Origin of the sequence: Aquimarina atlantica (assembly GCF_000626715.1) — a bacterium.
Classification (GTDB): domain Bacteria; phylum Bacteroidota; class Bacteroidia; order Flavobacteriales; family Flavobacteriaceae; genus Aquimarina; species Aquimarina atlantica.
Genome location: NZ_AQRA01000001.1, coordinates 150,067 through 175,958, shown reverse-complemented (window position 1 = coordinate 175,958; position 25,892 = coordinate 150,067). Strand labels below are relative to the sequence as shown.

Below are 25,892 nucleotides of genomic sequence, written 5' to 3'. Positions count from 1 at the left end.
AATACAATGAGAACAGCAGCATTTATTATAGGACTTACATTATGCAGTATCACTTCTTTACAGGCACAATGGTGGGGAAATGGAAAAAAAATCAATGGTAATGGTGATTCTGTTACCAAAAATAGAACGACATCTGATTATGATCAAGTAAAAGTAAAAGGAAGCCTGGATGTATCTTTAATATCAGGAACAGAAGGAAAGATTACAATCAAAGGAGAAAGCAATCTTATAGATTATATAGTAACCGAAGTCGAAGGAGATGCTCTTAAGATTTATGTAAAAAGAGGATATTATCTAAAGCCGTCTAGAGGAAAAAAATTAATTATTACGGTTCCTTTTAAAGATCTAACTCAGGTTACACTATCAGGATCAGGTGATGTATATAGTTCTGATACAATTAAAGCTTCTGATTTTAAAACCGGAGTATCCGGATCTGGTGATGTTCAGCTTGTTGTAGATGCCGAAAACATATGGGGACAAGTATCTGGTTCTGGTGATTTGGCTTTAAAAGGAAGTGCCGGTAGTTTTAACGGAAACGTATCTGGGTCTGGAGACCTTTCTGCGTATGAGTTAAATGCAAAAAATGTAACAGCAACCGTATCTGGTTCTGGAGACATCGAAGTAATGGCAACTACCTACTTAAAAGCTCGTGTATCAGGATCTGGTGATATATTTTATAAAGGAGACCCTCAAAAAGAAGATAAAAAGGTATCTGGATCAGGAGATATTACAAAAAGATAGTAGTAAGATAACTATTAATTATATTAAACTGTTTAAGAATCTCTGTTCTTAAACAGTTTTTTATGTATAATAAATCTATATTTTTACATTTTATTTGCTATAATGCACTAATAATGTTATTATAACGAATATATTTTATTTTACGTTCACCCCAAAACAAAAATCAAATTGCGGTTCTTATCAAAAAAAGATGTTCCTTTTAAAGAAGTTGTACCAGATGGTTACATCGATATTCATTCACATTTGCTTCCGGGTATTGATGATGGAGTAAAGACAATTTATCAATCAGGTTATATCCTGGAACAATTTGAAAATTTTGGCTTTAAAAAAGTAATTACTACTCCTCATATAATGCAAGATATATGGCCAAATTCTTCGCAAACTATAACTAGTAATTTAAAAAAGCTTAAAGATGTTCTTGTTCCTTTGGGAATAACAAAAATAGAATTACGTGCAAGTGCAGAATATATGATGGACGATTTGTTTTATGAACGTATAAAAAACAATGACATTTTACCATTACATCAAAATTACATATTGGTCGAAATGTCTACTTTTGCACCTCCTATTAATCTAAACGAAATTTTATTCGAAATTAAATTAGCAGGATACATTCCTATTTTGGCACACCCAGAACGATATTCTTTTTATCATGATGACCTAAAAAAATATGATGAATTAAAAGCATCAGGGTTTCTGTTTCAGGTTAACCTATTATCAATATCAGGATATTACGGTGAGCAAATAAAATCCTTTGCCAAAAAAATGATAGATCAAGGATATATAGACTTTACAGGTACAGACGTACACAACTATCATCAATTAGAAGTCTTAGAAAAGGGATTTGAGTTTAAAATTGCTAAAAAGATTACTTCATTAATGAAAAATAATATCGAATTTTCTTAATTCTTTTTTCCGTAACCATACCCATAATTATACCCCGTCTTATTACCAGCAGCATTAAGTAAAACTGCAATATTTGGTAAACGTTTTTCTATATAGAAATTTTCCGGAACCTGTAATACTCTTTTATCAGAGTAATTTTCTCTTACAATATAAATACTTAAATCTGCATGCTTTGCTATTAAAAGTGTATCGGTTACAAGGCTAACAGGAGCAGTATCTACAATGATATAATCATAATGTTCTTCTAGATACTTAAACATTACATCTACTCTTTCCTGCATTAAAAGTTCTGCAGGGTTAGGTGGTATTGCTCCAGATGGTATAATATCAAATGCATCTTCTTTTTTATATTTATATATGATATCTTCTGGAGTTAACTCATCATTCATTATAAAATTAGTAAGTCCTTTAGAATCTTTCCCATTAGGCAGATCAAAAAACTTATGCAATTTTGGATCTCTTAAATCTGTACCTAAAAAGGCTACTTTTTTTCCTGAAATAGCCAAAGTTTTAGCCAAATTTGAGGAGATTAAAGTCTTTCCTTCTCCAGAAATAGTAGATGTAACAAAAATAACTTTTCCTTTAGTTTTGTTAATCCCTGCCATTAAGAAATCTAAGTTTGTTCTTAAGATCCTAAATGCTTCTGCTATTCCTGATCTGTCATTTTGCGAAATCATGATTTTATTTTTAGATTTCACCTTTGGTATAGATCCAATAATTGGCATAGAAAGTACTTTTTCGAGATCTTCTCTAGAGCTTACTTTTACATTCAACAAATCTGAAGTATAAATAATAAGAAAAGGTAATATCAAACCAAGAAAGAAAGCTCCTGCATATATGGTTTTCTTATTTGGAGATACTGGATACGATCCCAATGTAGACGCTTTGTCGATCACTCTGGCATTAGAAAGCGTAATATGACTCTTTATCTCTGCTTCTTCTCTTTTTTGAAGTAGATAAAGATATAATTGTTCTTTTATAGTCTGTTCTCTCTCAATAGCTCTAATATCTTTCTGTCGCGTTGGCGCACTATATATCTGACCTCCAAAATATTGGTTCTGAGTATTTAAGCTTCGCAATTGCCCATTAATAGAATTTTTTAAGCTATTTAAACTTCCTATAAGCACTTGTCTTAATCCACCGATTTGCTGATCTATATTTACAACAACCGGATTCTTTACACTCGAACTTTTTAACAACCGCTGCCTCTGAAGAATTAATCCATTATATCTTGATATTGTAGTAGCAACTGTTGGATCACTAAACCCAGAATTAGATTGTGGCACAAGGTCAAACTTACCTTCCTGGCTAAGTACAAATTTTCGCATAGATTCTATAAAATACAGCTGCGTATTTAATCGTGCTATTTCTTGAGAGTTTTTTGTATCTAAATCTGAAAATTGCTGCGCTTGAACTGCCACATCGCTACTGGTCAATCCTCTACTGGATTGATAAGTTGCTGCCTGATCATCTACTTGGGTCAAATCTCCTGAAATAAGTTCTAAACGCTCATTTATAAAATCTGCTGTTCTTGCCGAAGCTTGTTTTTTATTTTCTATAGTTGCCTTGTTATATTCTTCTACAAGGTTATTAATAATATCTTTTGCCTTTTCCTTTACCGGATCGTTTAATGATAATCTAACGATTGATGAACCTTTACCTGGTATAATAGACAACCTGTTCCTATAAGATTCTGCAACAAGTTTTACTGGTGTTATCACAATTTTTATGATCTTACCACTATTAGCGTCCATAGAATCTACACTTGGTGTAATAATAATATCCCCAACGCTGGTACTAATTGTTTTCCCAAAAGAGTGATCGCTTAGTTTTTGGTCTTTTCCATCTAAAAAGGAAAACGAAGTACCCGAATTAATTCGTACATGAAAAACCTTTGATTTTTTATGTACAATAGAATCATCTGATAAAAAATTGATTTCGATAAGTGATTTTGGGTAGTTCTCTACTTCCAAAATTCTTCCTTCACTAAAATATCGGACATTAAGTTTTAAATTATTAACGACATTAGTCAATAATGTTCTTGATCTAATAATCTGAATCTCATTTTCAATTTTATTCTGCCCATCATCCAATATCCCTAGATCTTTAAATGCTGACAACTCAGATTCACTCATACTTTCATCCTGAGAAATCGCAATAGTAGAAGAAACATTATACTGAGGAATTGTATATCTTACTTTAACATATGCTAAACCAACAAAAATAAAGACACTTAATACGAACCAATACCAACGTTTAAGGTATTTTAAAATTTGATCCCTAAGATTAAAACTAAATCCAGAAGACGAATCAAAATTAGTATTCTTTGCAGGAGCATTATTGGTATTAGAAATCATATACTTATTATCTTACAACTAGAGTTACTACCGATATAATTACACCAACAATACTAATAATGACACCAAGGGTGTTATTACGTGTTTTGGATTCTTTTATTCTTGAGTCATTTGGTTCAACATAAATAACATCGTTTTGTGCCAGATAATATACAGGGGATTCGAAAATTGATTTAGAAGTAAGATCTACACGATGGTACGTATTTACTCCTTCATTTTCTCTAATAACCATTAGGTTTTCTCTTCTTCCTTTAATAGTCATATCTCCTGCCAAACCAAGGGCTTCAATAATAGTAATTCTTTCGTTGGGTATTGTATAAGAACCAGGTTTTGATACTTCTCCCATAACGGTAATCTTAAAATTCTTAAGCCGTACACTTACTATAGGATCATTTATATAAATTTTTAGTTTTTCTTTAATCATTTCCTTAACCTCAATTCGAGTTAAGCCAGCAATTTTTAACTCCCCTAAAACAGGAAAATCAATATTTCCTTCTTCATTTATTAGATAAGTAGGTTCACCTGATCCGGCAGAACTTGCTGTATTTCCTCCTCCACCTTCTCCCAGTGATATAGAAGAACTTTGCATCAAATTAAATGGTCTTGCTGCATCCATATCTGCTGCAGAAACCTGTATACCAACGATATCATCTACTTTAAAAACAGAGGTAAAAGAATTTGTAGAAGAAATCTTCTCCAAATTTGCAGAATTTTGAAAATAAACCACATTTTCAGGTACTTTACAGGAAAAAACTGATACTAATACCACAAATAATAACAAAAATCTACATCGCATATTTTAATACTTTATAAGTAAGCCTTTTAATGAGTTACAAAAATATAACTTTATTTAGTTTAGCAATAAGATTTTGCTTTATCTATACTATTTTCCTTTCATGCGTTCTAGTAGAGCGCCATAAAGCATATAGGCAAGTTTATTCCCCTAAACAAGCCTATCTCTTCTTACTAAAAATGTTTTTGAAGGTATTTTTTCCCTTACTATATAATACCTACTATTTTGTTATATCAAGCTCTACACAAGAACTTCTTGCTTACCTTGAATACTTTTTTTATTAATTTTATCGATACTCTCGAAAGTAGAATTATTAGAGATAAATTCTGGAACTATCTCTTTTAATTTCCCTACAATTTGATGATCCTGACTTAATAAATTCATAATACAAAGGTCATCAATTTTATCTTTTACCAATACACAATCATTATCATCAAATCTACTTATCATTATTTTCTTGTGATACGTTGGTAACGTATTTTCTGTATCAGCCAGGAGTTCTTCATATAATTTCTCTCCAGGTCTAAGACCAGTTATCTTTATATCTATATCTTCTGGATATCTAAGACCAGATAATCGTATCATTTTCTTTGCGAGGTCAAAAATCTTTACAGACTCTCCCATATCAAAGATAAATATTTCGCCTCCATTACCCATTGTTCCTGCTTCTATAACCAATTGAGAAGCTTCTGGTATAGTCATAAAAAAGCGAGTTACATCTTTATGGGTAACTGTTAATGGCCCTCCCTTTTGGATTTGTTTTTTAAATAATGGAATAACAGATCCATTCGATCCCAGTACATTTCCGAATCTAGTGGTAATAAACTTAGTATTACTGGTTCGGTTAATACATTTTATATACATTTCTGCAACTCTCTTGGTTGCTCCCATTACATTTGTAGGGTTAACTGCCTTATCTGTAGATACAAAAACAAACTTATCTACACCAAACTCAGATGACAAATCTGCCAGTTTTCTCGTTCCAAGCACATTAATTTTAATTGCCTCGCAAGGATTATTCTCCATAAGAGGTACATGCTTATATGCTGCTGCATGAAAAACCATATTAGGTCTATATTTTTCAAATATAGTTTCTATTCTTTGATGGTCTCTTATATCAGCTACAATAGGCGTAAAATTAGTTACTCCTTTACTTAAAAGTTCCTGTTGTAAATCATATAACGGAGATTCTGCCTGATCAACTAAAACAAGGTGTCTGTAGCTATAGTATGAAGCTTGTCTTACTATTTCACTTCCTATTGATCCAGCTGCTCCTGTTATCAAAATCACTTTATCATTAAGTTCTTGGGTGATATTCTGATTATCCATATTAATAGGAGCTCTTTCTAGCAAGTCTTCTATTTGAATTTCTTTAATCTGAGAAACTTTTAGTTTACCATCAATCCAATCATTTACTGCAGGTATTATTTTAACAGTAACCTTTAGCTTAAGCAAGTTATCAGAAATTTCCGAAAGTCTTTTCTTACTTATATGCGGAATGGATACAACAATCTCTTTAATATTATTTTTAGTGATAAAGCTTTGATCTATCATTTCTGAAGGATAAACCTTAATCCCATTAATAGTTTTACCAATTTTTTGAGAATTATCGTCGATAAAACCAACTACAGACAAAGATCTATTAGAATCATTAGTTACTGCAGCAAGGGTTATTAATCCAGAATCTCCAGCTCCATAAATCAATATTCTTGAAGTCTCTCCTATTTTTGATTTTACATAATAGTAGCAATATTTAAAGACCAAACGACTTGTTGTAAGCGTTATAATGTTTAATAAATAATGCACACAAATTATAGATACAGGAATATTTAATAATTCTGGCATTAGTGCTAATCTACTCGATGCCATAAAGAACCCCATTAAACTAATTAAGATCGTTACGGCAAGAAACAGGTTATAAGCATCTCTCATTCCTGTATGTCTAACTACTCCTTTATAGGATCCTATCATTAAAAAGCTTAAGGTAGATAAACCTGCTATAATTGGTAATTGGTATAGTAAATTAGTGGTATCAAAATTTAAAGTGATTCCAAATCTAATTACATATGCCAAAAAGAAATTAAAGATCGTAATTAACACATCAATTGATAAAACAAGCCATTTAGATGCGTGTTTATGCGAATTATTTATAAGGTAGCTCTTTATCATCTCAATACATTTTTAATTACTGATACAATTCTATATAAATCATCTTCTTCAAGATTAGACCCGCTGGGTAAGCAAAGGCCGCGATCAAATAGGTCATCAGAAATTCCATTGAGGTAAGCATCACAATCTGCAAATACAGCTTGTTGATGCATGGGCTTCCATAACGGTCTTGATTCTATGTTTTCTTCTGCTAATGATAACCGTATTCCTTCTCTTAGTTTATAAGAACTGGTTTCTATACAGGTTAACCATCTATTAGAATGATATCCCGAAGGTTCTTCTAAAAATTTTATTTCAGATGAATCTTCAAGATTCTTTTTGTAAAATTCATAATTACTACGTCTATTGGCTATATGGGCATCTAAAACTTCCATCTGGCCTCTTCCTATACCGGCAGTAATATTACTCATCCTGTAATTATATCCTATTTCAGAATGTTCATAATGAGGTGCATTGTCTCTGGCTTGAGTCGCCAGGAAAATAGCCTTATTTTTATAGTCTTGCTTTTTTGAAACAAGTGCTCCACCACCAGATGTCGTAATAATCTTATTCCCATTAAATGAAAGGATTGCAATATCCCCAAAAGTCCCACAGTTAATTCCCTGATAAGAACTCCCTAAGGCTTCTGCACTATCTTCTAATATTGGGATTTTGTATTCTGAAGCAATCTTGTGAATAGCTTCTACATTATATGGCATTCCATATAAATGTACAGCAATAATTGCTTTAGGTTTTTTACCTTTTGCAATTCTATCTTTTATTGCTATTTCTAGTTGATCTGGACATAAATTCCAGGTGTTTCTTTCACTATCTATAAATATAGGTTTAGCACCAAGATATACTATTGGATTGGCCGAAGCAGCAAATGTCATACTTTGGCATAACACTTCATCACCAACTGTAACACCAAGTAGTTTTAACCCAAGGTGCAACGCAGCTGTACCAGAACTTAGTGCTGCAGCATAAACATCTTCACCTAGATAACTTTCGATATCACTCTCAAATCCATTAACGTTTGGACCCAAGGGTGCTACCCAGTTTGTGTCAAATGCTTCTTTTACAAATTTTTGCTCTGATCCACCCATATGCGGTGAAGAAAGCCATATTTTTTTTGAATCAATTATATTCATAATTTTCCCATTAATAATGAACAATAATTTCCTATCGACATAATAACTACACAATAAGCATAGTAATTAGTCAAATCTTTACGATGACAATCTAAAAAACGCTGGAAGAAGGGGGGTAGAACTTCCTTTTTTGAACTTACTCTAAATTTGTTTTCCAAAGCTAAAATAGTCTAGTTAAATCAATTAACAACTCAAAATCTAATTTTTTAGACAGAATACTTAAAAAAAACGTTCAATGACTCACGTTTACCTAAATATTGTCTTACAATACGGAAATCCCGTAAGAAAAGTATTATAGATACTCCATAAAACTACTTGTAATAAAAAACGAATTTAAATCTAAAATCATAATTTACCGCAAAATTAAACATAATGCACCACCAAAATTCACTTTTCATATTACTTTTTTGTAAACTATTTTTGGTAGTACAAGTATAGTTTAATAATAAGTTAATTTCATGGGGATAACACCTATTTATAAACAGGGGGATTTCCCCCGGTCATCACCATTTTTTGATAACAAAACCTATTATTTATGTATGAAATAAAAAATAACTTCATAATTATTTGATTTATAAAATTAAATACACAAAATTTATGCCCTTCAAAAGCAATGAGATATTTTCGTAATATTTCTTTGTATACCCCTTCTCCGAATTTTATAATTATACACCATATAAATGTTATTTAATTCTTTAGATTTTTTTATATTCCTGCCAGTCGTTTTCGTTCTTTACTGGTTTATTTTCTATAAAAAAATTCAGGTCCAGAATTTATTTATACTTATTGCCAGTTATATCTTTTATGGCTTATGGGATTGGAGGTTTCTATTTCTTATACTTGCAAGTACAGTTGTTGACTTTTTTATTGGTCAGACTATTTACACCAATGACTCTACTTCAAAAAGAAAAGCCTGGTTATGGGTAAGTGTAATTTTTAACATAGGTCTTTTAGGCTTCTTTAAATACTACAATTTTTTTATAGGGTCCTGGGTAGATTTTCTTTCTGTTTTTGGATACGAACTTAAAAGCACCTGGACATTACAGATTATTTTACCTGTGGGAATATCTTTTTATACGTTTCAGACCATGTCGTATTCATTAGATATTTATTACAAAAGATTAACTCCTACCAAGAATTTTATTGCATTTGCAACATTTGTTAGTTTTTTCCCTCAATTAGTTGCTGGACCTATAGAAAGAGCTTCTAATCTCTTATCACAAATCACCGCCAAAAGATTTTTTAATTACGTACAATGCACAGAAGGTCTAAAACTTATACTTTGGGGATTATTTAAAAAAGTAGTTATTGCAGATTCTATCGCTCCAATTGTAGATGATATCTTTCTTAATTACAACGATTATTCTGCTTCTACTTTAATCCTTGGTGTATCACTTTTTAGTTTTCAGGTTTATGGAGATTTTAGTGGGTATTCTGATATTGCTATAGGAACTGCCAAACTATTTGGAATAGAATTAATGTCTAATTTTAAGTTTCCAACATTTTCTAGAAATGTTGCCGAATATTGGCAGCGATGGCACGTTTCTTTATCCACCTGGTTTAGACATTACGTATACATTCCTCTTGGCGGAAGCAGAGTAAGTAAACTAAAATCGGTTAGAAATATTATTATTATTTTCTTAGTAAGTGGTTTTTGGCATGGTGCAAACTGGACTTTTATTGTATGGGGAGCAATTCATGCTGCTTTATACATTCCTGTTTTTTTAATGGGTCGAAATCGTATTTATATGAATACTGTAGTAGCAGAAAATCGCTGGTTTCCTTCATTAACAGAAATTTCACAAATTTTACTCACTTTTATATTGGTCACATTCTCTAGAGTATTCTTTAGATCTGAGTCTATTACAGATGCTTTTGGTTTTTTAGAACAGATATATGCGAATTTTTCTTACGAAACCTATCAACACCCATTAGGGTATCGCATGATAGATTATTTTATCTTACTAGGACTTTTTGTTTTATATGAATTTAGAATCAGAAGAGACGAGCGTGCTCCTTTTAAATTTAAATCTAAAATCGTGAGATTCGTTGCATATACTTTAGTAATTTTAGGAATGTTATTGTTCTTTGATGACAATATAGACAGATCATTTATTTATTTCCAATTCTAATTAAAAATAGATAATGACAATAAAAAAAGCATTACGATATAATTTAAAAGTCACATGAAAAAACTTATAGTCAAAAGTATCTTATATGTTTTTTTAATACTTATCGTATTAGAAGGGTTAGTACGTGTTTTTCATTTAGGAAAAGACACTCCTACCCGATTTCTCGACGAATATAAAGTAGAAAAATGGAAACCAAACCAAAATGGTTTTTCGGTTACCGGAAACAGAAGACAAAATTTTTCGGAATATCATATTAATACAACAGGATATAATTCTTATAGAGAATTTACACCTACAAAAGATAAAATAGAAGTAGCATTGGTTGGAGATTCGTTTATAGAAGGGTTTCATCAAAACTACTACAACTCTATTGGTAAAAAGATTGAAAATGTTATTCCCGAAATTGAAGTATATGAATATGGCTATGCCGGCTATGATTTTGCAGATCAACTACATCTGGTACATTCGTATGCATCGCAATTCGACCTTATTGATCACGTTATTTTAGGTATAAAATTCTCTAACGACCTAACCCGTGCAGAATATCAGGTTGTTAATAGTCGATTAGCTTTAGAATCCCCTATAAACAAAATGCTTAAAAAAAGTAAGTTAATAGTGTATTGCAAAAGTATTGGGATTTTAGACCCTCCTCAGGAACTCATGTATCGACTAATTAATATTTTTAAACCTAAGAAAAAGACAGTTGCGATAGATGAAGCCGAAACGTTGAGAATTAAAAAGGAAAATGAAGAAAAATATCTGGCCAACTTCAAAAGTTTGGTTTCTAAATACGGATATGATAAAAAACGATTTACACTTCTTTTAGACTCCAGGATAACAAGCCCTCTATTTTTATCGTATTTAGAAAAAAATGGATTTAATTACATTGATTTCTCAGCCTCTTTTGAAACTTCTGATCGCTCTACTACGCTGATCTATGACAGGCATTGGAACAATCATGGTAGAGATATCATAGCAAAGAATATTACACAATATTTGAGAGATATTAACTTTATAAAAAACTAATATCATTCTAGTGCTTTTATCGATTTATCATAAAAGTGATGTTCATAATTTTTTGCTACAAAGTAATCAGAAGGCTTTTCTTTGGCAAAACACTGAAATTCATTAATAAAATGACTTTGATCGTAATAACCATGATCTAATGCAGTGGATAAATATTCTGAATTCCTGTTTAACAGTATCTTTTTTACCGTGGCTTCAAACCGTATAATTCGTTGAATTTTCTTTGGCGTAATGCCAAATTGAGATTTAAAATTTCTTTCAAATTGTCGATAACTCAAATTAGTATAGGCAGCTAATTCTTTTAAAGAAATTGAATTATACTGTTTATATAAAGAATGCATGATAGTATCCCATTTTTCGTCTTGCTTATCATGGTAATCATATAAACATTTAAGTAAAAAAGATTCTATACACTTAATTTTATCATTAATAGTACGATACTCATTTAGCTTTTCTAAAAAATCCTTTCCCTTAGTTCCCCAAATATCCTCGACAGAAGCAAACTGATTATTTAGCTCTGTATATGGTATTGAAGAAAAATGACGAAAAGCCCCGCTTTTAAATCGAACAGATATAAAAGAAACATCACTAAACTCATTTATGTGTACTATTGAATTTCTAGGGCAAATAATATGTCCATGATCACATTTATGATTATTTATTAGTAATGGTTTATGAGTATGAAATAGCAATTCTAAACCAGTGCCCGGCAAAATAGCGGGTAGTTTAAATGCCTCCGAATGTTTTAGCACATAAATCCGGTCAACATATTTTGCCAAGCTTTTATTAGGTTTATATGACGTTTTATGGATTAACAATTAGAAGACTTCTATTATTGGTTCTGATGTAAGCATTGAGGATACCTGTGAGATAAACTCTTTAAAATGATTCGAAGAATTATGTGTATCAACTGCCTTCATATCCGTATATTCTTCATAAAAAATAAATTCTGTATCGACATCTATTTCCTGATATAAACGATAGGTCATACAATCTTCCTCTAAATTACTTTCCCGAACCATCTTTTTTGCATGTATCAAAAATTGTTCACTACTTTCTTTCTGTACACTTAATCGTGCTATAACTGTTTTTTTCATATCACAAATATATACCGACTTACAATGCCAGGATTGTAAAAAAACGACATCATTTAGGCAATATGTGAACTGGTTTCAAAAACAATTTTTTGCATCTTCGATTTCCCAATAATCAAATATGTATTTTCTTCTTCTAATACTTTTAACACTCTAACATCTGATACTTTTTCTATACTAGTATACAGAAAGTCAAATACAATTTTTCTTAAAAAATTATACTCGGCACTATTATAATCTATTATAGGGTATTGCTTATCATACTGTGCCTCTACTATAGGTAATACCTGATATTTTGACTCCTGTATGGTAACAGTACTCTTTTTTCGCTTTGCTTTATATTTTTTATATCGAACATAAGCTATTTTAAAAATAAGCTCTTTAAAACTTACTTTCAAATATTCGATAGTAGCACTGGCAGTAGCAGAAATAGATTTTTTAGGATAGATTATTTGGTGTTCAAAATTATAAATATGATTGCACCATTCTCGTTTGTAAGTAAGATCTCCCATCCCCATCTCATAAGACTTATGATTATTAGCAATACACCAATCTAATTTCTTATAAATCTCTACGCTCCCTAAACTAAATTTTCGGTAATCAATGTCATATGATGATATTGCACTAAATAGTTGTCCATGAAAATGATTATTAAGTGATATAACTATTGGGGTGTCATTATCATAAACAACAAACAATGATGCTTTTTTTTGATTGATCAAAGAAAAATATATGCTTTTATAGTGATCCCAACGAATAAGGCTTTGACTCACATCATTGCGCTCTTTAAATCTTCTGATCAACATTTTTTCTAAACAGTCCATCAATAGATTATACTTCTCCTCTCCTATAGCACCATAATATGTTTTATATGAAATCTGAAAACACGATTCGAGTCGTTTTACTCTTCTTCTTATTCCTTTTGCATTGCTCCTGAAACGATATTTTACATAAGCATCTGCACTTGCAAAACCATCTAGAAAAATAGCATAACCTTTAAAAAACTGATGAACTCTTTTTAGATTAAATACCTTTCTATTAAGCTCAGGTTTCAAATAATCAGCTATGAAAAAAACCGAATAGACTCTATCTGGGTTGTTTATTAGCTTCTCATCATAATCTGGATTGATCAGTCCTTCTTCACTTTCTAAATTACTAATCTTAGGAAATATTTTTGGTATCAATCCTTTTTCAAAAAGCTCAAAAAAATAATCTATCTGGACCTTTTTCATATACTTAATCTATAAAAAGGAAAAAAATAATCTTTTACATTCTCTTTATGAACAGGAGAATATTCTGGATTAGCAGAGAGGCATAACTCATCATAAACCTTTTCGTTAATAATTTTTCTACCGGTATGAAAAATTACATCTTCATCTTTTGGAAAAAGTGATTTTTTATGCCTGTATAATCCGTCACCATCTTTCATACCTCCTCCTAAAACATAATATGTAATCTTATTTTTGATCGCCCATTCTATAATTTTTACTCTAAGAAAATCATTGGGTCTATAACTAAAATACTCTGCATTTGTTCCTCCAAGAAATGCAAAAATAGTATCCTTATAACCAATAATAAGTTCAATAGAAATTGGGATACCCTCGTAATAGGCAATGGCAATAGAAAAATTATCTAAATTAGATAATATCAGGTTTTCAAAATACGTATTGGAGAAAAAATAAATACGATCTGCATTATTGCGGTTCATCGTATTCACATAGATATCATTAAAAATTTTAATGATATCTTTTGTTATTTCATGCTTATGAAATATTTTAAACACTAAATTGTGATTTACGGCCTTTCTGTAGTTATTCCTAACTTTGGGTAAAAATCCTACCCATTGATCGTCAAAATTTTCTAAAAGATGTCCTCTAACATTGGATAATGTATTGGTTAAACATCCCGAATATTTTTTGTGGTTTCCATTTAAACTAAATCGAATAAACTCTGTTACTACATTATGATCCATATACCATTGATCAACATTGTCCCAAAATTGAGCAATATCTTCTTCTGTAACAGTATCATTAAACAAAGGTCCACTATAGCCATATGGGCTTGTAACATCGAAATACGGGTGTTTCTGATCTTTTATTTTTATTTCTCTAAAAACAAAAGGCATTAGAATAAGAGGTTTGTTATCTTTTTCAAACAAAAAGTATTTTAGCGTATCAGAATCCTTCTCAAAATGTAACAAATGCTCAGCCGAATAATATACATTATTGTTCCATTTTTCTTGAAGGAGCGCCTTATATTCTATGATGTTTGAATTTTCATCCAGGTTTTTAATTAACAGTTTGTAATTTTGCTCCAATTGTAAAAATATTAGTTAGGTATGGTTGTTTATTAGTACTATATAGGTTTTTCTTTTAATTCAGTTTTTTTAAAAAAGTAATCATTCATTTTTTCAGATAACACTTGTGATAACCATATAATTCTACCACAATGTTCTACATGCCACACAGCCTTCCCATCAAACACATTTCCTGCTAATAATGGTCCGACAATATGTAAATTATCAGAAGCTTCTAATTGCTCATTAACCTCGAATCCTATCTTAGAATCATTAGGTTTGCAATATCCTTTCTTTATTAATTTCTTTAACAATTCTGGGATATTTTGTTTGGTTAGATTTGTACTCCCCACACAATTAATCACTATACCCACAGAATCTTCATAGGTTTTGTTTTTCCCAGATTTTGTATCTAAATATTCTAAAGAATATTCTCCCGCAGCTTCAATATTAATATCTCTAAATCGTCCTGCTATATGATCAAAACGATTTTCCTGTTTCAATTCATCAATGGTTTTAGAGTAATGAAAACCTGCACATCGTTGTCTTCTCCCTATTTCATTACCATAATAGCATGCAAACTTTTTTAGTTCTTCTGGGTTTAACTTATTTAATAAACTACCAAAAGCTTTTGATATAATATCTACTGTAGATGCTGCTCCCAAATGAATCTGATCGGCATAATCCAAATCTTTAAATGTTGCTTCTGCAATAATTTCTGCGGTTATATTTTTTTCTTTGGTTAATGCCTGTAAATTAAAAGGTGTATATTCTTTTTTTCGTTCTTCATCAATAACAGCATCTGGTAATAACCCCTGAGTAGAAAGAATAATGAATTTATTGATTTCAGACTTTATTTTTTCGACATCATTTAATTTATACAGTAACTCTAATCCACTCGCATTGGCTCCAACTATAAGCACATTAGTTTTCTTTCCTGATTGCTTTTCGAGAAAGCTGTCTATTTTCTCTAAAGTTGTCTTTAACTCAGAACCATAGGGATCATTTATAAAAAGTAAATTATCCTCTTCTACTATATCTTCTTCTTTCCAAAGGTGATTAACTGGTAGAGAACCAACAGATAAGATAACTTTTTCAGAAAAAACAGTGTCTTTGTTATCCAGAGACAATTCATATGTATTTTCTGATTTTTCTATATCGATCACTTCTGCATTGATATAATTAACATCAATAGCGCCTTTAATTTTAAATTCTTCTAGTCTATTCTTTACTTTTTCATTGATATACCATCCAAAAAAACGACGAGGAATAAAAAGATCTTCCCACTCATTATTTTTAATTTTATCTTCATGCTTGGTAATCCATTCTGAAGATAAGGTACCTCCATCTTTTTTTAGTTCATCTAATAACCAATTCTTATTGTTATTAAGCCATTTAATAAATTTTCCTAATTCTGGTTCTGGCAAAAAGTTTTTTAAAGATGTTATAAGATGAACCGAAAAACCAGATCTTGATCCATAAGGTATCCCTGAGTGAAACTCTCGATATTTATCAATTATATTGATATTGATCTTTCTTTTTGTCTTATGGTGTTCGATAAGATCCAAGAAATGTAAAATAGTGAAGGATGATGAAATTCCTGAACCAATAAAAGTGATTTCTGACGATTTTGGTTTGTTATTAAGCTTCAAGTCTGTGAGTTTTGTTTTTATAATTTTACCAGGATTACCAACAACTGTAGAATAATCAGGAACGTCTTTTAAAACTACTGCTCCTGCTCCAATGGTACACCATTTTCCTATTTTCACCTTTGGTATTACAACGGCACCAACTCCAACATGTGAACCTTCTCCTACCTCAACATGGCCACATAAAGCAGCTTTTGGTGAGATATGCGCAAAATTTCCAATAACATTATCATGATCTATGCTTGCCGCAGTATTTATAATTACATGTTCTCCTATAACCGTATTGGGTTGAATGATCGCTCCTGCAAAAACAACGGTACCTTCTCCTATTTTTGCAGTTGGAGCTATAATTGCTGAATGGTGTATCGCCTTTTCAAAATCACTTTTTAGAAAACCAGCTATTTCTGCTCTTTCTGCATTGATACCTACTGCCACAATTACAGGATATCCTTTATGCGGAAATTCTTTTAGATTTCTTCTTGCCCCAGAAGTTACATTCTTAGACGCATAATGGCGTCCAGAAGGTTTATCGTCAAAAGTTTCGGTTACTTCATAACCGTTCTCTTCTAATACTTCTCGTATGACTTGAGAATGCCCGCCAGCTCCATAAATCCTTATTTTTTTGGGGTCTTCAGTTATTTTCATTTTACTCATTACTAAATTTAAGTTGATTTGTTGGTTGTGTGAATTATATCGTTCTACAGAACTTTTATAAAAGTTTTTTTGTTAGTTATTTCCTTTCCAAGCAGGCATAATGGTATTTTGGTCAATGTTTACACCTTCTTTTTTAATTACTTTCTTTATGGTTAAAAATAAAATTTTAATATCTAAGATGAAACTTAGGTTTTCTACATACCATACATCATATTCAAATTTCTGACTCCAGGATATTGTATTTCTACCTTTTACCTGTGCCCATCCTGTTATACCTGGTCTTACATCATGTCTTTTCTTTTGCGTCTCATTATACAAAGGTAAATATTCGACCAAAAGAGGTCTTGGACCTATTAAACTCATATCTCCTTTTAAAACATTAATAAGTTGTAAAATCTCATCTAAGGAGTATTTTCTAATAAATGCTCCAGCTTTTGTTATACGAGAAACATTATGTACATCATCTTTATCTTCTGATTTTAAATCAGACATTGTTTTAAATTTAATGATTTTAAAAAGTCGACCATTTTTTCCCGGTCTTAACTGAAAAAAAAATGGCTTACCATTATTAACTACAATTAATATTAGAACCAGCACTAGTATAATGGGAGATAACATTACTATACCCAAAAAGGAAAGTACAAAATCTAATAATCGTTTTACATATGGGTTGTACATATACTTTTTATCGCTTTTATAAATTTAATTAACAACGCTTTATATACTTAAGCCTACCAATATTTTAAAATTACAATCTCTGTTCTTAGGACTTAGACAAATAGTTTTCTCCTTTAACAACAGTTCTTATTTCTTTCCCGGGAACTCCATAAACCAGTTTAAAATCACCTACATCGTTTAGTAGTAAAGAACCTGCTCCAATAATACTATGTTTCCCAATAGTTATACCTTGAATAATATTTGCACCCAGCGATATTGCAGTACATGTACCTATACTAACATTTCCTCCAACAGTAACTCCCGGTGCTAAACTAGAAAAGTCTTGTATATCGCTATCATGATCAAAATTAGCATCGGTATTCATAATACAAAAATCTCCAATCCTTGCATGCGCATTTATAGTAACAGAAGCCAATATTATACTCCCTTTACCTATTATGGCACTTGGACTAATTATTGCTGACGGATGAATTACTGTAACAAATTCAAAATCTGGAGATATTTTTTTTATTCTCTCTTGCATTAAAAACCTGGTCCAGTTATCTCCTATTGCAATAATTCCTTTATTAATCCCTTTTTCTACAAGGTTTTGAATATAATCTTCTGTACCTAGGATTTCATAACCAAGTAACTTTTCGCCTTTTGGTTTAAACGTATCTATAAGACCATGAATTTGATAATTTGCATTCAACTCAATAGTTTCTATAATCACCTTAGCGTGACCCGAAGCGCCGATTATCAAAACTTTATCCATCTATGTTTTTTTACAAATTATTCCTTAGTATATCTACAAAAGTACTTTATATACTTATAATTCTGATTCTATGGTTCTTATTAAATCCCCAACATTATTCATATTCATTAAATCCATTAGTTTAAATTTAATACCAAAAGATTTTTCAACTTCAGAAATAATCATCATATGTGTTACAGATTCCCACCCATCAACATCATCTGCTGTAGTCTCATCAGCAAGCTGAAAATTATCATGTTCTAATACAGATATAAAAGCTTCTTTTACTTTTGATAAAATCTCTTCTTTACTCATTATTGATTATTTAATTTATGTCAAAATATGTTCTTAATTCTTTTCTATTAATTTTTCCGTTGATACTATGCGGAAATTCTTTTATAAATCGTACATGTCCCGGAATCATATAATCAGGCATTTTCGTCTTCATATAATTGAATATCTTTTCAGTATCAAATTCTTCGGATTCTATAGCTAAACCTAGTTCTGCATTACCTAAAGCATTGGTAATATCTAAAGCAACCATATTCACTTTTCTCTCTGATTTTGCTTTGGCATGAAACTCTACTTCTGCAAGCTCTACCCGATATCCTCTAATTTTTACCTGAAAATCTGCTCTGCCAACATATAAAAAATCCCCTTCTTCATCTTTAAAACAAAGATCTCCGGTTTTATAGTAACGTTGTTTTTTTCCATTTTCTTCTCTCACAAAAAAGCTTTGAGCATTTCGCTCTTCATTTTTCCAATATCCGGGAGTTATCTGTGGACCTCCCAGGCATAATTCTCCTGTTACATTTACAGGCACTTCTTCATTATCCTCATTTACGACAAGGTATAATGTATCTTCTTGTGGTGTCCCTATAGCTATTATTCCATTATGGGCTTTTTGGTGAGTTTCTTTATGATATGGATAAAAACCACTATAAACAGTAAATTCTGTAGGGCCATAATAATTAAATATTTTGCAATTAGGAAGACATTCGCTCCATTCTTTAGCAATATCACTATGCAATGCTCCTCCTCCAAAACTACAATATCGTACATCGGGGGCATTAATTTCGAGGAAATACGGCCTTAGATAATTTATAATCGAAGGCACCATAGTAAGAACCGTAAGTTTTTGTTCCTTAATAAGTTTAAAAATATAAAAGTACTTAATTGCTCCTTTTGGTATTGTATAAATACAAGAACCTGATAAAAAAGGAAATAAGTAAGTTACTACAGAAAAATCAAAAGTAAGTTCGAACATTTGTAAGCATCGATCTGAAGGAACCAAATTAAATTCTGGTTCGGCATCAATGGCATTTACTAATGCATTAACATTATCAAAGGTAATAGGAACTCCTTTAGGAAGCCCTGTAGTACCAGACGTAAATAATATATATGCTAATTGATCTCCAGAAACCTCCTTAGGCTTCAGATTAATATTTGCGGCATCTAATGCTCCCGAAGCAATAACTTTATAATTCTTATAAATTGAGGTTTCAGAAGAATCGATAACGTATCGTGTTTCTGTTAATTCAAAAACTTTACTATTACGCTCAATTGGTGTTGATGGGTTTACAGGAACGTATGCCTTTCCTTCGAGCCAAAGTGCAAGAATACTAGCATAGGTCTGAAGGTCATCATTAGTAACCAAACCAATTAGTTTTTCAGTATCTTCTACAGTATTAGCTATGGCATTTCTTATTTTAGATATTTCAATAGCAAAATCATGATATGTATAAAATGTATGATTTATACATAAAGCATTATGATCAGAATGATTTTCTATTGATTCTTGTAGTGTTTTTACAAATTTCATCTTTTTGATTTAATAAAAATGCCCATCTCTATTTAACATATTCGAATTTTCAAAATCGAGCTTAGTCTCATCGTGTGCTAATCCTTTTTTTGTTACTCTATGGGTAAAAATAGTTCTATATCGTTTTGTTATATTGTTAGATAATTTGGTATCGTCTGTAAAAATGAATTTCGTTTTCTTTTGGATAAAATTCTCTATTAAAGCATCGATACACAGATCATAATTCTCCTCTTCTTTTACCAAAAAGTATTTAACATTAAATTCATTATAATTTATTACATAAGATAAAAAACCAATAATTTCATTTTCTTTTATGATTTTAAGATTATGAATATAAATATTATTACTGGTTCCTGTTTGTAATGATGTATACGGATGTTTTGTTGCAATTGGTGTTTGCATATACTGCATCGCATTAATCTGCCAGTTTACATACTCCTTTGTTTTAAGGATCAGGTCATTTTTACAAAGCGGATCTATAAACTCCCAGGTTTCATCATCCAACTGGTTGATATAATCATAAGAAAGTATTTTAGTTCTTTTTCTAGCTTTGGGTCTATTTAGCAATCTAATACATGATGCTACCGTATTATCGATTCTATCCAGAATAAACTTTATTGATTTTAAAAACCTAAACCTTCCTATAAGTATAGATGCATCGAGGCTAAAAAAGATGGTATGCCTTAATCTTGATGCAATTACAGTAAAGGGTTGTTTTTCGTAAAACGTAGTTACATTTTCTGCATACGATTTTATGAGTATTTGTTTGCCTGTTAAATTAACAGCTTCGTTATATATATATGTTCCCAGAACTGTATCTTTATAATCCTTATGCACCCACCACGAGATCATCCAATATACTTTTGAGGGTTCTGTGTTTCCATTATTAAGCAGATCGGGAAACATAAAAACAAAAGAGATCATTTTTTCACCTTCATAACCAATAACTCCACAATAGTCTTCCTCATCTATTCTCGAATTCGAAACTAACCATAATGCTTTGCTTTTTGGTAATGGGGTAAGATTTCCTTTCCAATAGGTATTTTTTTCTATACCTTCTCTAAGCATTTTTTTGGTTAGGGTTACTATGTTTAAATTTTTATTCATCTATTCTTCCTAAGAAATATAACTAGTTTGTACCGTCAAAATATTCTGATGTCAGATCATTTGATAGGTTTACATCTTCTTTTTGTATTACTTTTTTTAATGTTAATCCTATTATTTTTAAATCTAACAAAAAACTATAGTTTTCTACATACCACACATCATATTCGAACTTTTTTTTCCAGGTAATAGAATTTCTTCCATTAACCTGGGCCCATCCTGTAATACCCGGTCTTACATTATGTCTTGTTTTTTGAACATCATTATACACAGGTAAATATTCTATTATCAAAGGACGAGGTCCTATCAGGGACATTTCTCCTAGTAATACATTAATCAATTGTGGAATTTCGTCTAAAGAAGTTTTTCTTACAAATGCTCCTACTTTGGTTATTCTATCCTTATCTGGTAATAAATTTCCTTGTGCATCTTTTCTATCGTTCATAGTCTTAAACTTTATGATGCTAAAAATTTTTTCATTTTTACCCGGCCTTCTTTGAACGAAAAAAGGTTTACCCCAATTTGCAGCAGCCAGAAAAAGAATCAATAGTATAAATACAGGTGAAATAAAGATCAGTAATAGTAGCGATACACTAAAATCAAGACTTCTTTTTATAAAAAATTTATACACCTTTTTAAAGTTTAAACGGCCATAAAAGGGACTCTATTATTTAATCCAACAAATGTATAAACCATTTGTTAAAAAGTGAAATAAAAGAATTACTATCTCCTTTACAATCATTAATATTAACAACCAAATGATATGATCCTAAAAATGCATCCAGGACGATCATACTCTACTAAAAATTGGGGGAATAAACAGACAAATATTATTTATACTACCAGGGAATGTAGCTAATAATTTGTCTATGATTCTATCTCTAAAAATCGAGAGTAAATATACAATCAATATTTCGGTTTTCACCTCATTAAATTAACTTTTTTTAACAAGGAATTGTTATTAAAAAATCATGCGTAAAAACAATTACAAACTCATATTTAAAAAGTATATCTGTTACCCTTAATTACAACGCACGATACTCTTCCAACAGTGCTTCCCAAACTACTTTTCGTTCATATCGACTAGTAATCGATTCTCTTGCATTGGCCGCTAAAGTGTCTCGTTGCGTCTTATCCTCTACCAGCATTTTTAGATTCTTAAATAACAGTTCTGCATCTTTTACCGGGATGATCTTACCATTTATACCATCTGTTATAATCTCGTTACAGCCATTAATATCGGTAACAACACTAGCTAACCCCATAGATGCTGCTTGCATTACTACGTTAGGAAATCCTTCGCGATAGCTGGGAAATGCCAATACATCAGAAATTGCAAAATAAGGTCGTACATCATTCTGCCACCCCACCGTAATGATATTTGGGTTGGTATTGATTTCTTCTTCGGCATCCGGAGATAACGGATCCAAATCTTTTTCATAGGTACCTACCAATAGTAATTTGGCAGTAGTAGATGTTGTATTCAATTTCTTAAACGCATCAATGAGCTCATGTATACCTTTATCTTTTACCAGCCGGCCAACATATATAATTACCGTATCTGTAGGTTTAATACCCAGGCTTTCAGATAATTTAAGGTTTTCTTCTTCAGTATAAAGCTCCGGATCAAAAAACGAAGTATCTATCCCGTTAGAACTCCCATTGGCAATAACTTTTAATTTTTTGGGTGACGTATATTTATTCGTTATAATAATATCATTTAGCCCTGATGAATTGGGATAAATTTTTGTAGCACAAGCATAGGTTGCTTTTTCTACTGTATCCAACAGTACTCTCTTTGCTCCAGTAGCTTCTAGTAATGGTAATCCTGCGATAGTATGTAAACGATGCGGAACTCCCGCCAGCTTTGCAGCCAACATAGATAATGTTCCTGCCTTAGGGGTATGGCTGTGTACTATTTGTGGTTTTTCTTTTTTAAAAACTTTATATAATTTGTATACTGCTTTTAAATCTTTGATCGGAGTAATCTTACGAGTCATCTCTACAGGGATCACACGTACTCCTTCATTCTGTGACACTACATCTAATTGCCCCTCTCCTTTTCCTGATACTCCAATCATATCATAATATTGAGACATAAACTTTAGTTGCCCTTGTAATAATTTCCCTAATGATATAGGTACAGTAGTAACCCTAATTATTTTTTGCATTTTTTCCCCAGACTTAATAACGTATAACCAGTAAACTCATTACCAATTTTTGATATTTAAAAATAGTAATGAGATGATTTTAAAATATTTTCGGATACAAATATAGTTATATGCGAGTGTTTGAAAACTTTAAATCATGGTTTCTTTTATTTTTTAATCACCAGAAAAAATAACTAGTAAAAATCTTACTATTTTCTACGGAAAATCAACAAAAAAAGTGAGGTTTGCCCCAGTAAAACCAAGTATTTTCGTTTTTTGAAGAAAATTTAACATTTACAAATAAAATTTACACAATTAATTTCCCAATCTTACGTTAGTGCACATAATAACTAACTCAAAAAATAACAACAAACTCAAAAAAAATGGTAAATAACTTAAATCAGAATAAATAATTAACCCAAATAAATATCCCCCCAAATGAAAAAGTTACCTTATTACCTACTTATTTTTATGAGCTGTATTGCTATTTCCTGTAGCAAAGAAAGTGTTGATGATGTTGCTCCTGTAGTTGGAGAAGAAACTCCTGATGAAACACCTCCTACACCAGATGCACCACCCAATGTAGTAACAACACCATGTGATTTTGATTTATCTACTGTTGCTGCTAATTCTACAATTATATTTAATTGTGTTTTAGATCTTAAAGGAGAAACGATTACATTACCTGCAAATGTTAAGTTTGAATTTGACGGTGGTGATGTTAAAAATGGAAAACTAATTTTTGCTGGTGGTACTATTGCTGGTGAACTTTTAAGTTCTAGTATAGAAATCGAAGGAGATGTAAAACTTAAAGAACCTACCTTTAAATTTTTCGCTTCACGATGGGAAGGTATTGTTGAAGGGCGTACTACTGCTGAAAAGGCCTTAAAAAATACTGGTGAATTAGAACGATTACTAAATTTTACCAAATCGCTAGGTGCTACCACTTTTGAGATTGGAAAATTTGATGCGTATTTTGATATTACTTCAGTAACCAGTACGACTACCAATCAAAATTTTTATCCTTCGCGAGAAGCTATAAATATTCCATCAGATTTTCATTTAAAGATGTTACCAAATACTGATGATCCAAATAGTCCAAAAACTATTTTAAGGGTTTTTCCTACAGATAGATTAAAAGGTGGTTTTATTTTAGCTTTTAGAGAAGTATCAAATGCTAAAGTAAGTGGAGGTATTTTAGATGGCAAACGTGATGAACAAATCTATAGCGATGGCTTTGACACAAAAGAAAGGGGAACACATTTATTTGCATGTCATTCTGCCAACAATTGTGTAATAGATGGAGTAAAATTTATTGACGGTTCTTTTGGAGCCGTAAACATTGCTTCGATAGGATTTACTTTTCAGCCACACTATGATCCTACACATGATATCACTATCAAGAATTGTACTTTTGATAATAACCGAAGAATGAGCATGTCTATTACTGACGGATATAACATTTTTGTTGAAAACAATACCTTCTTAAATACAGGTTTAGATTCGCAACACATAAATGGTGGTGTTGTTGGGTATGCAATTAATATTGAAGCAACCCGTACAAGAGACGCTAGTGGAAACCTTATTCTTTATGAAAAAGCGCATAAAATTTTTATCCGTAATAATAAAGAACGTGGAAGTAGAGTTGGTGGATTTACAATTTCTATTGGTGAAGAAGTTACCATAGAAGGTAACGACATGGAAAATAAGATTGTATATTCTGCAACTTCTAATTCTAAAATTAGAAATAATACCTTTGTAGCTACCGAAAAATCAAAAACTACCCCGGCAATACTTGCGGCAGGTACAGGAGAAACAGTGTTTAACAACGAGATTTCTGGAAATAATATATCTGGGTATGGCGTTGCTATTGCTGCATACTATGGCGAGGTTGATATATTTGGTAATCAAATTATAAATAACAGTAGTGGTATACAGCTTAAGGAAATTGAGAAAAAAACCAATATCTACGGAAACCTTATTAAAAGTTCATCGGCTTCTAGTAGAGGTATAAGTATACAATCTACATATGCAAATAATGTTTCTATACACTCACATAATACCGCTACCAGTTATATTGATGTAAAAGCAAACCACTTATATTTTGTTGCTGTTAATCAAGAAGCAGGTCAAGAAAACTACGGTATTAATGTACATGATAATACGTTTACATCTTCTGCCTCTGTAGTGTTTTCAAAAAGTAAAGGCGTTACTTATAACAACAATACAACCAATGGACCTGTATTGCTGGTAGATGCATCTAAGGTTGATTTGTCATCAAATGACATTTCTTCTGCCGATTATCATGGTATTGCATTAAGTGGAGTAAACACTGCGATAAAAACTAGTCTAAATAAAATTAGTTTTCCGGCAGGTACACGCTTTGAATGTATAAATATTGATGCTGCAACAAATCCAAGTGAAGTTACTTTAGATAGAAACGATTGTAACTAATATT

The 25,892-nt window shown here is 31.3% G+C and carries 21 protein-coding genes; 5 read left to right on the top strand and 16 right to left on the bottom strand.

Annotated elements, in window-relative coordinates:
• Window positions 1-6 precede the first annotated feature (6 nt).
• Complete coding sequence (locus tag ATO12_RS00775) at window positions 7-741, top strand: head GIN domain-containing protein (RefSeq protein ID WP_034237747.1); 735 nt, start codon at window positions 7-9, stop codon at window positions 739-741.
• A gap of 168 nt (window positions 742-909) precedes the next feature.
• Entirely contained in the window at window positions 910-1,647 is a 738-nt protein-coding gene (locus ATO12_RS00770; RefSeq protein WP_034237744.1) for a tyrosine-protein phosphatase, read from the top strand.
• On the opposite strand, the gene ATO12_RS00765 is transcribed toward ATO12_RS00770, so the two are convergent.
• The 4 genes from ATO12_RS00765 to ATO12_RS00750 all read right to left on the bottom strand — a co-directional run bounded on the left by ATO12_RS00765 (window position 1,644) and on the right by ATO12_RS00750 (window position 8,096).
• Window positions 1,644-4,004, bottom strand: a complete 2,361-nt coding sequence (locus ATO12_RS00765; protein WP_081801933.1) for a GumC family protein — start codon at window positions 4,002-4,004, stop codon at window positions 1,644-1,646. The genes ATO12_RS00770 and ATO12_RS00765 overlap by 4 nt on opposite strands.
• A gap of 7 nt (window positions 4,005-4,011) precedes the next feature.
• On the bottom strand, window positions 4,012-4,704 hold the full coding sequence (locus ATO12_RS00760; protein ID WP_240486085.1) for a polysaccharide biosynthesis/export family protein: 693 nt from the start codon (window positions 4,702-4,704) through the stop codon (window positions 4,012-4,014).
• A gap of 333 nt (window positions 4,705-5,037) precedes the next feature.
• Window positions 5,038-6,966: a polysaccharide biosynthesis protein gene (locus tag ATO12_RS00755; RefSeq protein WP_034237739.1), complete on the bottom strand. Its 1,929-nt coding sequence runs from the start codon at window positions 6,964-6,966 to the stop codon at window positions 5,038-5,040.
• A complete protein-coding gene (locus ATO12_RS00750) occupies window positions 6,963-8,096 on the bottom strand; it encodes a DegT/DnrJ/EryC1/StrS family aminotransferase (RefSeq protein WP_034237737.1) in 1,134 nt (377 codons plus the stop codon). The genes ATO12_RS00755 and ATO12_RS00750 overlap by 4 nt, the downstream gene beginning before the upstream one ends.
• A gap of 680 nt (window positions 8,097-8,776) precedes the next feature.
• Between ATO12_RS00750 and ATO12_RS00745 the strand changes: the two genes are divergently transcribed.
• Together ATO12_RS00745 and ATO12_RS00740 are read left to right on the top strand one after the other, a co-directional pair.
• Window positions 8,777-10,228, top strand: a complete 1,452-nt coding sequence (locus ATO12_RS00745; protein ID WP_034237736.1) for an MBOAT family O-acyltransferase — start codon at window positions 8,777-8,779, stop codon at window positions 10,226-10,228.
• Window positions 10,229-10,282: 54 nt separating this feature from the next.
• Window positions 10,283-11,254 carry a hypothetical protein gene (locus tag ATO12_RS00740; protein ID WP_034237735.1) on the top strand — a complete coding sequence of 324 codons (972 nt, stop codon included), beginning with the start codon at window positions 10,283-10,285 and terminating at the stop codon, window positions 11,252-11,254.
• 2 nt (window positions 11,255-11,256) lie between these two features.
• Here the strand turns inward: ATO12_RS00740 and ATO12_RS00735 are convergent, their stop codons facing one another.
• The 12 genes from ATO12_RS00735 to ATO12_RS00680 form a co-directional block, all read right to left on the bottom strand.
• Complete coding sequence (locus ATO12_RS00735) at window positions 11,257-12,072, bottom strand: AraC family transcriptional regulator (RefSeq protein ID WP_316932911.1); 816 nt, start codon at window positions 12,070-12,072, stop codon at window positions 11,257-11,259.
• Window positions 12,073-12,351 (bottom strand): putative quinol monooxygenase, encoded by a 279-nt coding sequence (locus ATO12_RS00730; protein ID WP_034237731.1) that lies wholly within the window; start codon window positions 12,349-12,351, stop codon window positions 12,073-12,075.
• Between the two features lie 53 nt (window positions 12,352-12,404).
• Window positions 12,405-13,580, bottom strand: a complete 1,176-nt coding sequence (locus tag ATO12_RS00725; protein ID WP_034237728.1) for a GNAT family N-acetyltransferase — start codon at window positions 13,578-13,580, stop codon at window positions 12,405-12,407.
• Entirely contained in the window at window positions 13,577-14,665 is a 1,089-nt protein-coding gene (locus ATO12_RS00720) for a GNAT family N-acetyltransferase (protein WP_034237727.1), read from the bottom strand. The genes ATO12_RS00725 and ATO12_RS00720 overlap by 4 nt, the downstream gene beginning before the upstream one ends.
• A gap of 38 nt (window positions 14,666-14,703) precedes the next feature.
• Entirely contained in the window at window positions 14,704-16,938 is a 2,235-nt protein-coding gene (locus tag ATO12_RS25835) for a NeuD/PglB/VioB family sugar acetyltransferase (RefSeq protein WP_165583303.1), read from the bottom strand.
• Window positions 16,939-17,019: 81 nt separating this feature from the next.
• Entirely contained in the window at window positions 17,020-17,625 is a 606-nt protein-coding gene (locus ATO12_RS00710) for a sugar transferase (RefSeq protein WP_034237725.1), read from the bottom strand.
• 85 nt (window positions 17,626-17,710) lie between these two features.
• Window positions 17,711-18,379 carry an acetyltransferase gene (locus ATO12_RS00705; protein WP_034237724.1) on the bottom strand — a complete coding sequence of 223 codons (669 nt, stop codon included), beginning with the start codon at window positions 18,377-18,379 and terminating at the stop codon, window positions 17,711-17,713.
• A gap of 54 nt (window positions 18,380-18,433) precedes the next feature.
• Window positions 18,434-18,673, bottom strand: coding sequence for an acyl carrier protein (locus ATO12_RS00700; protein WP_025663562.1), 240 nt, complete (start codon window positions 18,671-18,673; stop codon window positions 18,434-18,436).
• Window positions 18,674-18,683: 10 nt separating this feature from the next.
• Window positions 18,684-20,180, bottom strand: a complete 1,497-nt coding sequence (locus ATO12_RS00695) for an AMP-binding protein (protein ID WP_034237721.1) — start codon at window positions 20,178-20,180, stop codon at window positions 18,684-18,686.
• A 9-nt stretch (window positions 20,181-20,189) separates the two neighbouring features.
• Window positions 20,190-21,287 carry a hypothetical protein gene (locus tag ATO12_RS00690; RefSeq protein WP_034237719.1) on the bottom strand — a complete coding sequence of 366 codons (1,098 nt, stop codon included), beginning with the start codon at window positions 21,285-21,287 and terminating at the stop codon, window positions 20,190-20,192.
• A 22-nt stretch (window positions 21,288-21,309) separates the two neighbouring features.
• On the bottom strand, window positions 21,310-21,915 hold the full coding sequence (locus ATO12_RS00685) for a sugar transferase (RefSeq protein ID WP_034237717.1): 606 nt from the start codon (window positions 21,913-21,915) through the stop codon (window positions 21,310-21,312).
• 394 nt (window positions 21,916-22,309) lie between these two features.
• Window positions 22,310-23,455, bottom strand: a complete 1,146-nt coding sequence (locus ATO12_RS00680) for a glycosyltransferase family 4 protein (protein WP_034237713.1) — start codon at window positions 23,453-23,455, stop codon at window positions 22,310-22,312.
• A 417-nt stretch (window positions 23,456-23,872) separates the two neighbouring features.
• Here ATO12_RS00680 and ATO12_RS00675 point away from each other — a divergent pair, with 417 nt between their 5' ends.
• Window positions 23,873-25,888, top strand: a complete 2,016-nt coding sequence (locus ATO12_RS00675) for a NosD domain-containing protein (RefSeq protein ID WP_034237711.1) — start codon at window positions 23,873-23,875, stop codon at window positions 25,886-25,888.
• Window positions 25,889-25,892 lie beyond the last annotated feature (4 nt).

Excerpts from the sequence above, each read along its gene's own strand:
- ATO12_RS00775 (WP_034237747.1), top strand. The coding sequence starts at position 7 with ATGAGAACAGCAGCATTTATTATAGGACTTACATTATGCAGTATCACT.
- ATO12_RS00765 (WP_081801933.1), bottom strand. The coding sequence starts at position 4,004 with ATGATTTCTAATACCAATAATGCTCCTGCAAAGAATACTAATTTTGAT.
- ATO12_RS00755 (WP_034237739.1), bottom strand. The coding sequence starts at position 6,966 with ATGATAAAGAGCTACCTTATAAATAATTCGCATAAACACGCATCTAAA.
- ATO12_RS00750 (WP_034237737.1), bottom strand. The coding sequence starts at position 8,096 with ATGAATATAATTGATTCAAAAAAAATATGGCTTTCTTCACCGCATATG.
- ATO12_RS00745 (WP_034237736.1), top strand. The coding sequence starts at position 8,777 with ATGTTATTTAATTCTTTAGATTTTTTTATATTCCTGCCAGTCGTTTTC.
- ATO12_RS00740 (WP_034237735.1), top strand. The coding sequence starts at position 10,283 with ATGAAAAAACTTATAGTCAAAAGTATCTTATATGTTTTTTTAATACTT.
- ATO12_RS00730 (WP_034237731.1), bottom strand. The coding sequence starts at position 12,351 with ATGAAAAAAACAGTTATAGCACGATTAAGTGTACAGAAAGAAAGTAGT.
- ATO12_RS00725 (WP_034237728.1), bottom strand. The coding sequence starts at position 13,580 with ATGAAAAAGGTCCAGATAGATTATTTTTTTGAGCTTTTTGAAAAAGGA.
- ATO12_RS25835 (WP_165583303.1), bottom strand. The coding sequence starts at position 16,938 with ATGAAAATAACTGAAGACCCCAAAAAAATAAGGATTTATGGAGCTGGC.
- ATO12_RS00710 (WP_034237725.1), bottom strand. The coding sequence starts at position 17,625 with ATGTACAACCCATATGTAAAACGATTATTAGATTTTGTACTTTCCTTT.
- ATO12_RS00705 (WP_034237724.1), bottom strand. The coding sequence starts at position 18,379 with ATGGATAAAGTTTTGATAATCGGCGCTTCGGGTCACGCTAAGGTGATT.
- ATO12_RS00700 (WP_025663562.1), bottom strand. The coding sequence starts at position 18,673 with ATGAGTAAAGAAGAGATTTTATCAAAAGTAAAAGAAGCTTTTATATCT.
- ATO12_RS00695 (WP_034237721.1), bottom strand. The coding sequence starts at position 20,180 with ATGAAATTTGTAAAAACACTACAAGAATCAATAGAAAATCATTCTGAT.
- ATO12_RS00690 (WP_034237719.1), bottom strand. The coding sequence starts at position 21,287 with ATGAATAAAAATTTAAACATAGTAACCCTAACCAAAAAAATGCTTAGA.
- ATO12_RS00680 (WP_034237713.1), bottom strand. The coding sequence starts at position 23,455 with ATGCAAAAAATAATTAGGGTTACTACTGTACCTATATCATTAGGGAAA.
- ATO12_RS00675 (WP_034237711.1), top strand. The coding sequence starts at position 23,873 with ATGAAAAAGTTACCTTATTACCTACTTATTTTTATGAGCTGTATTGCT.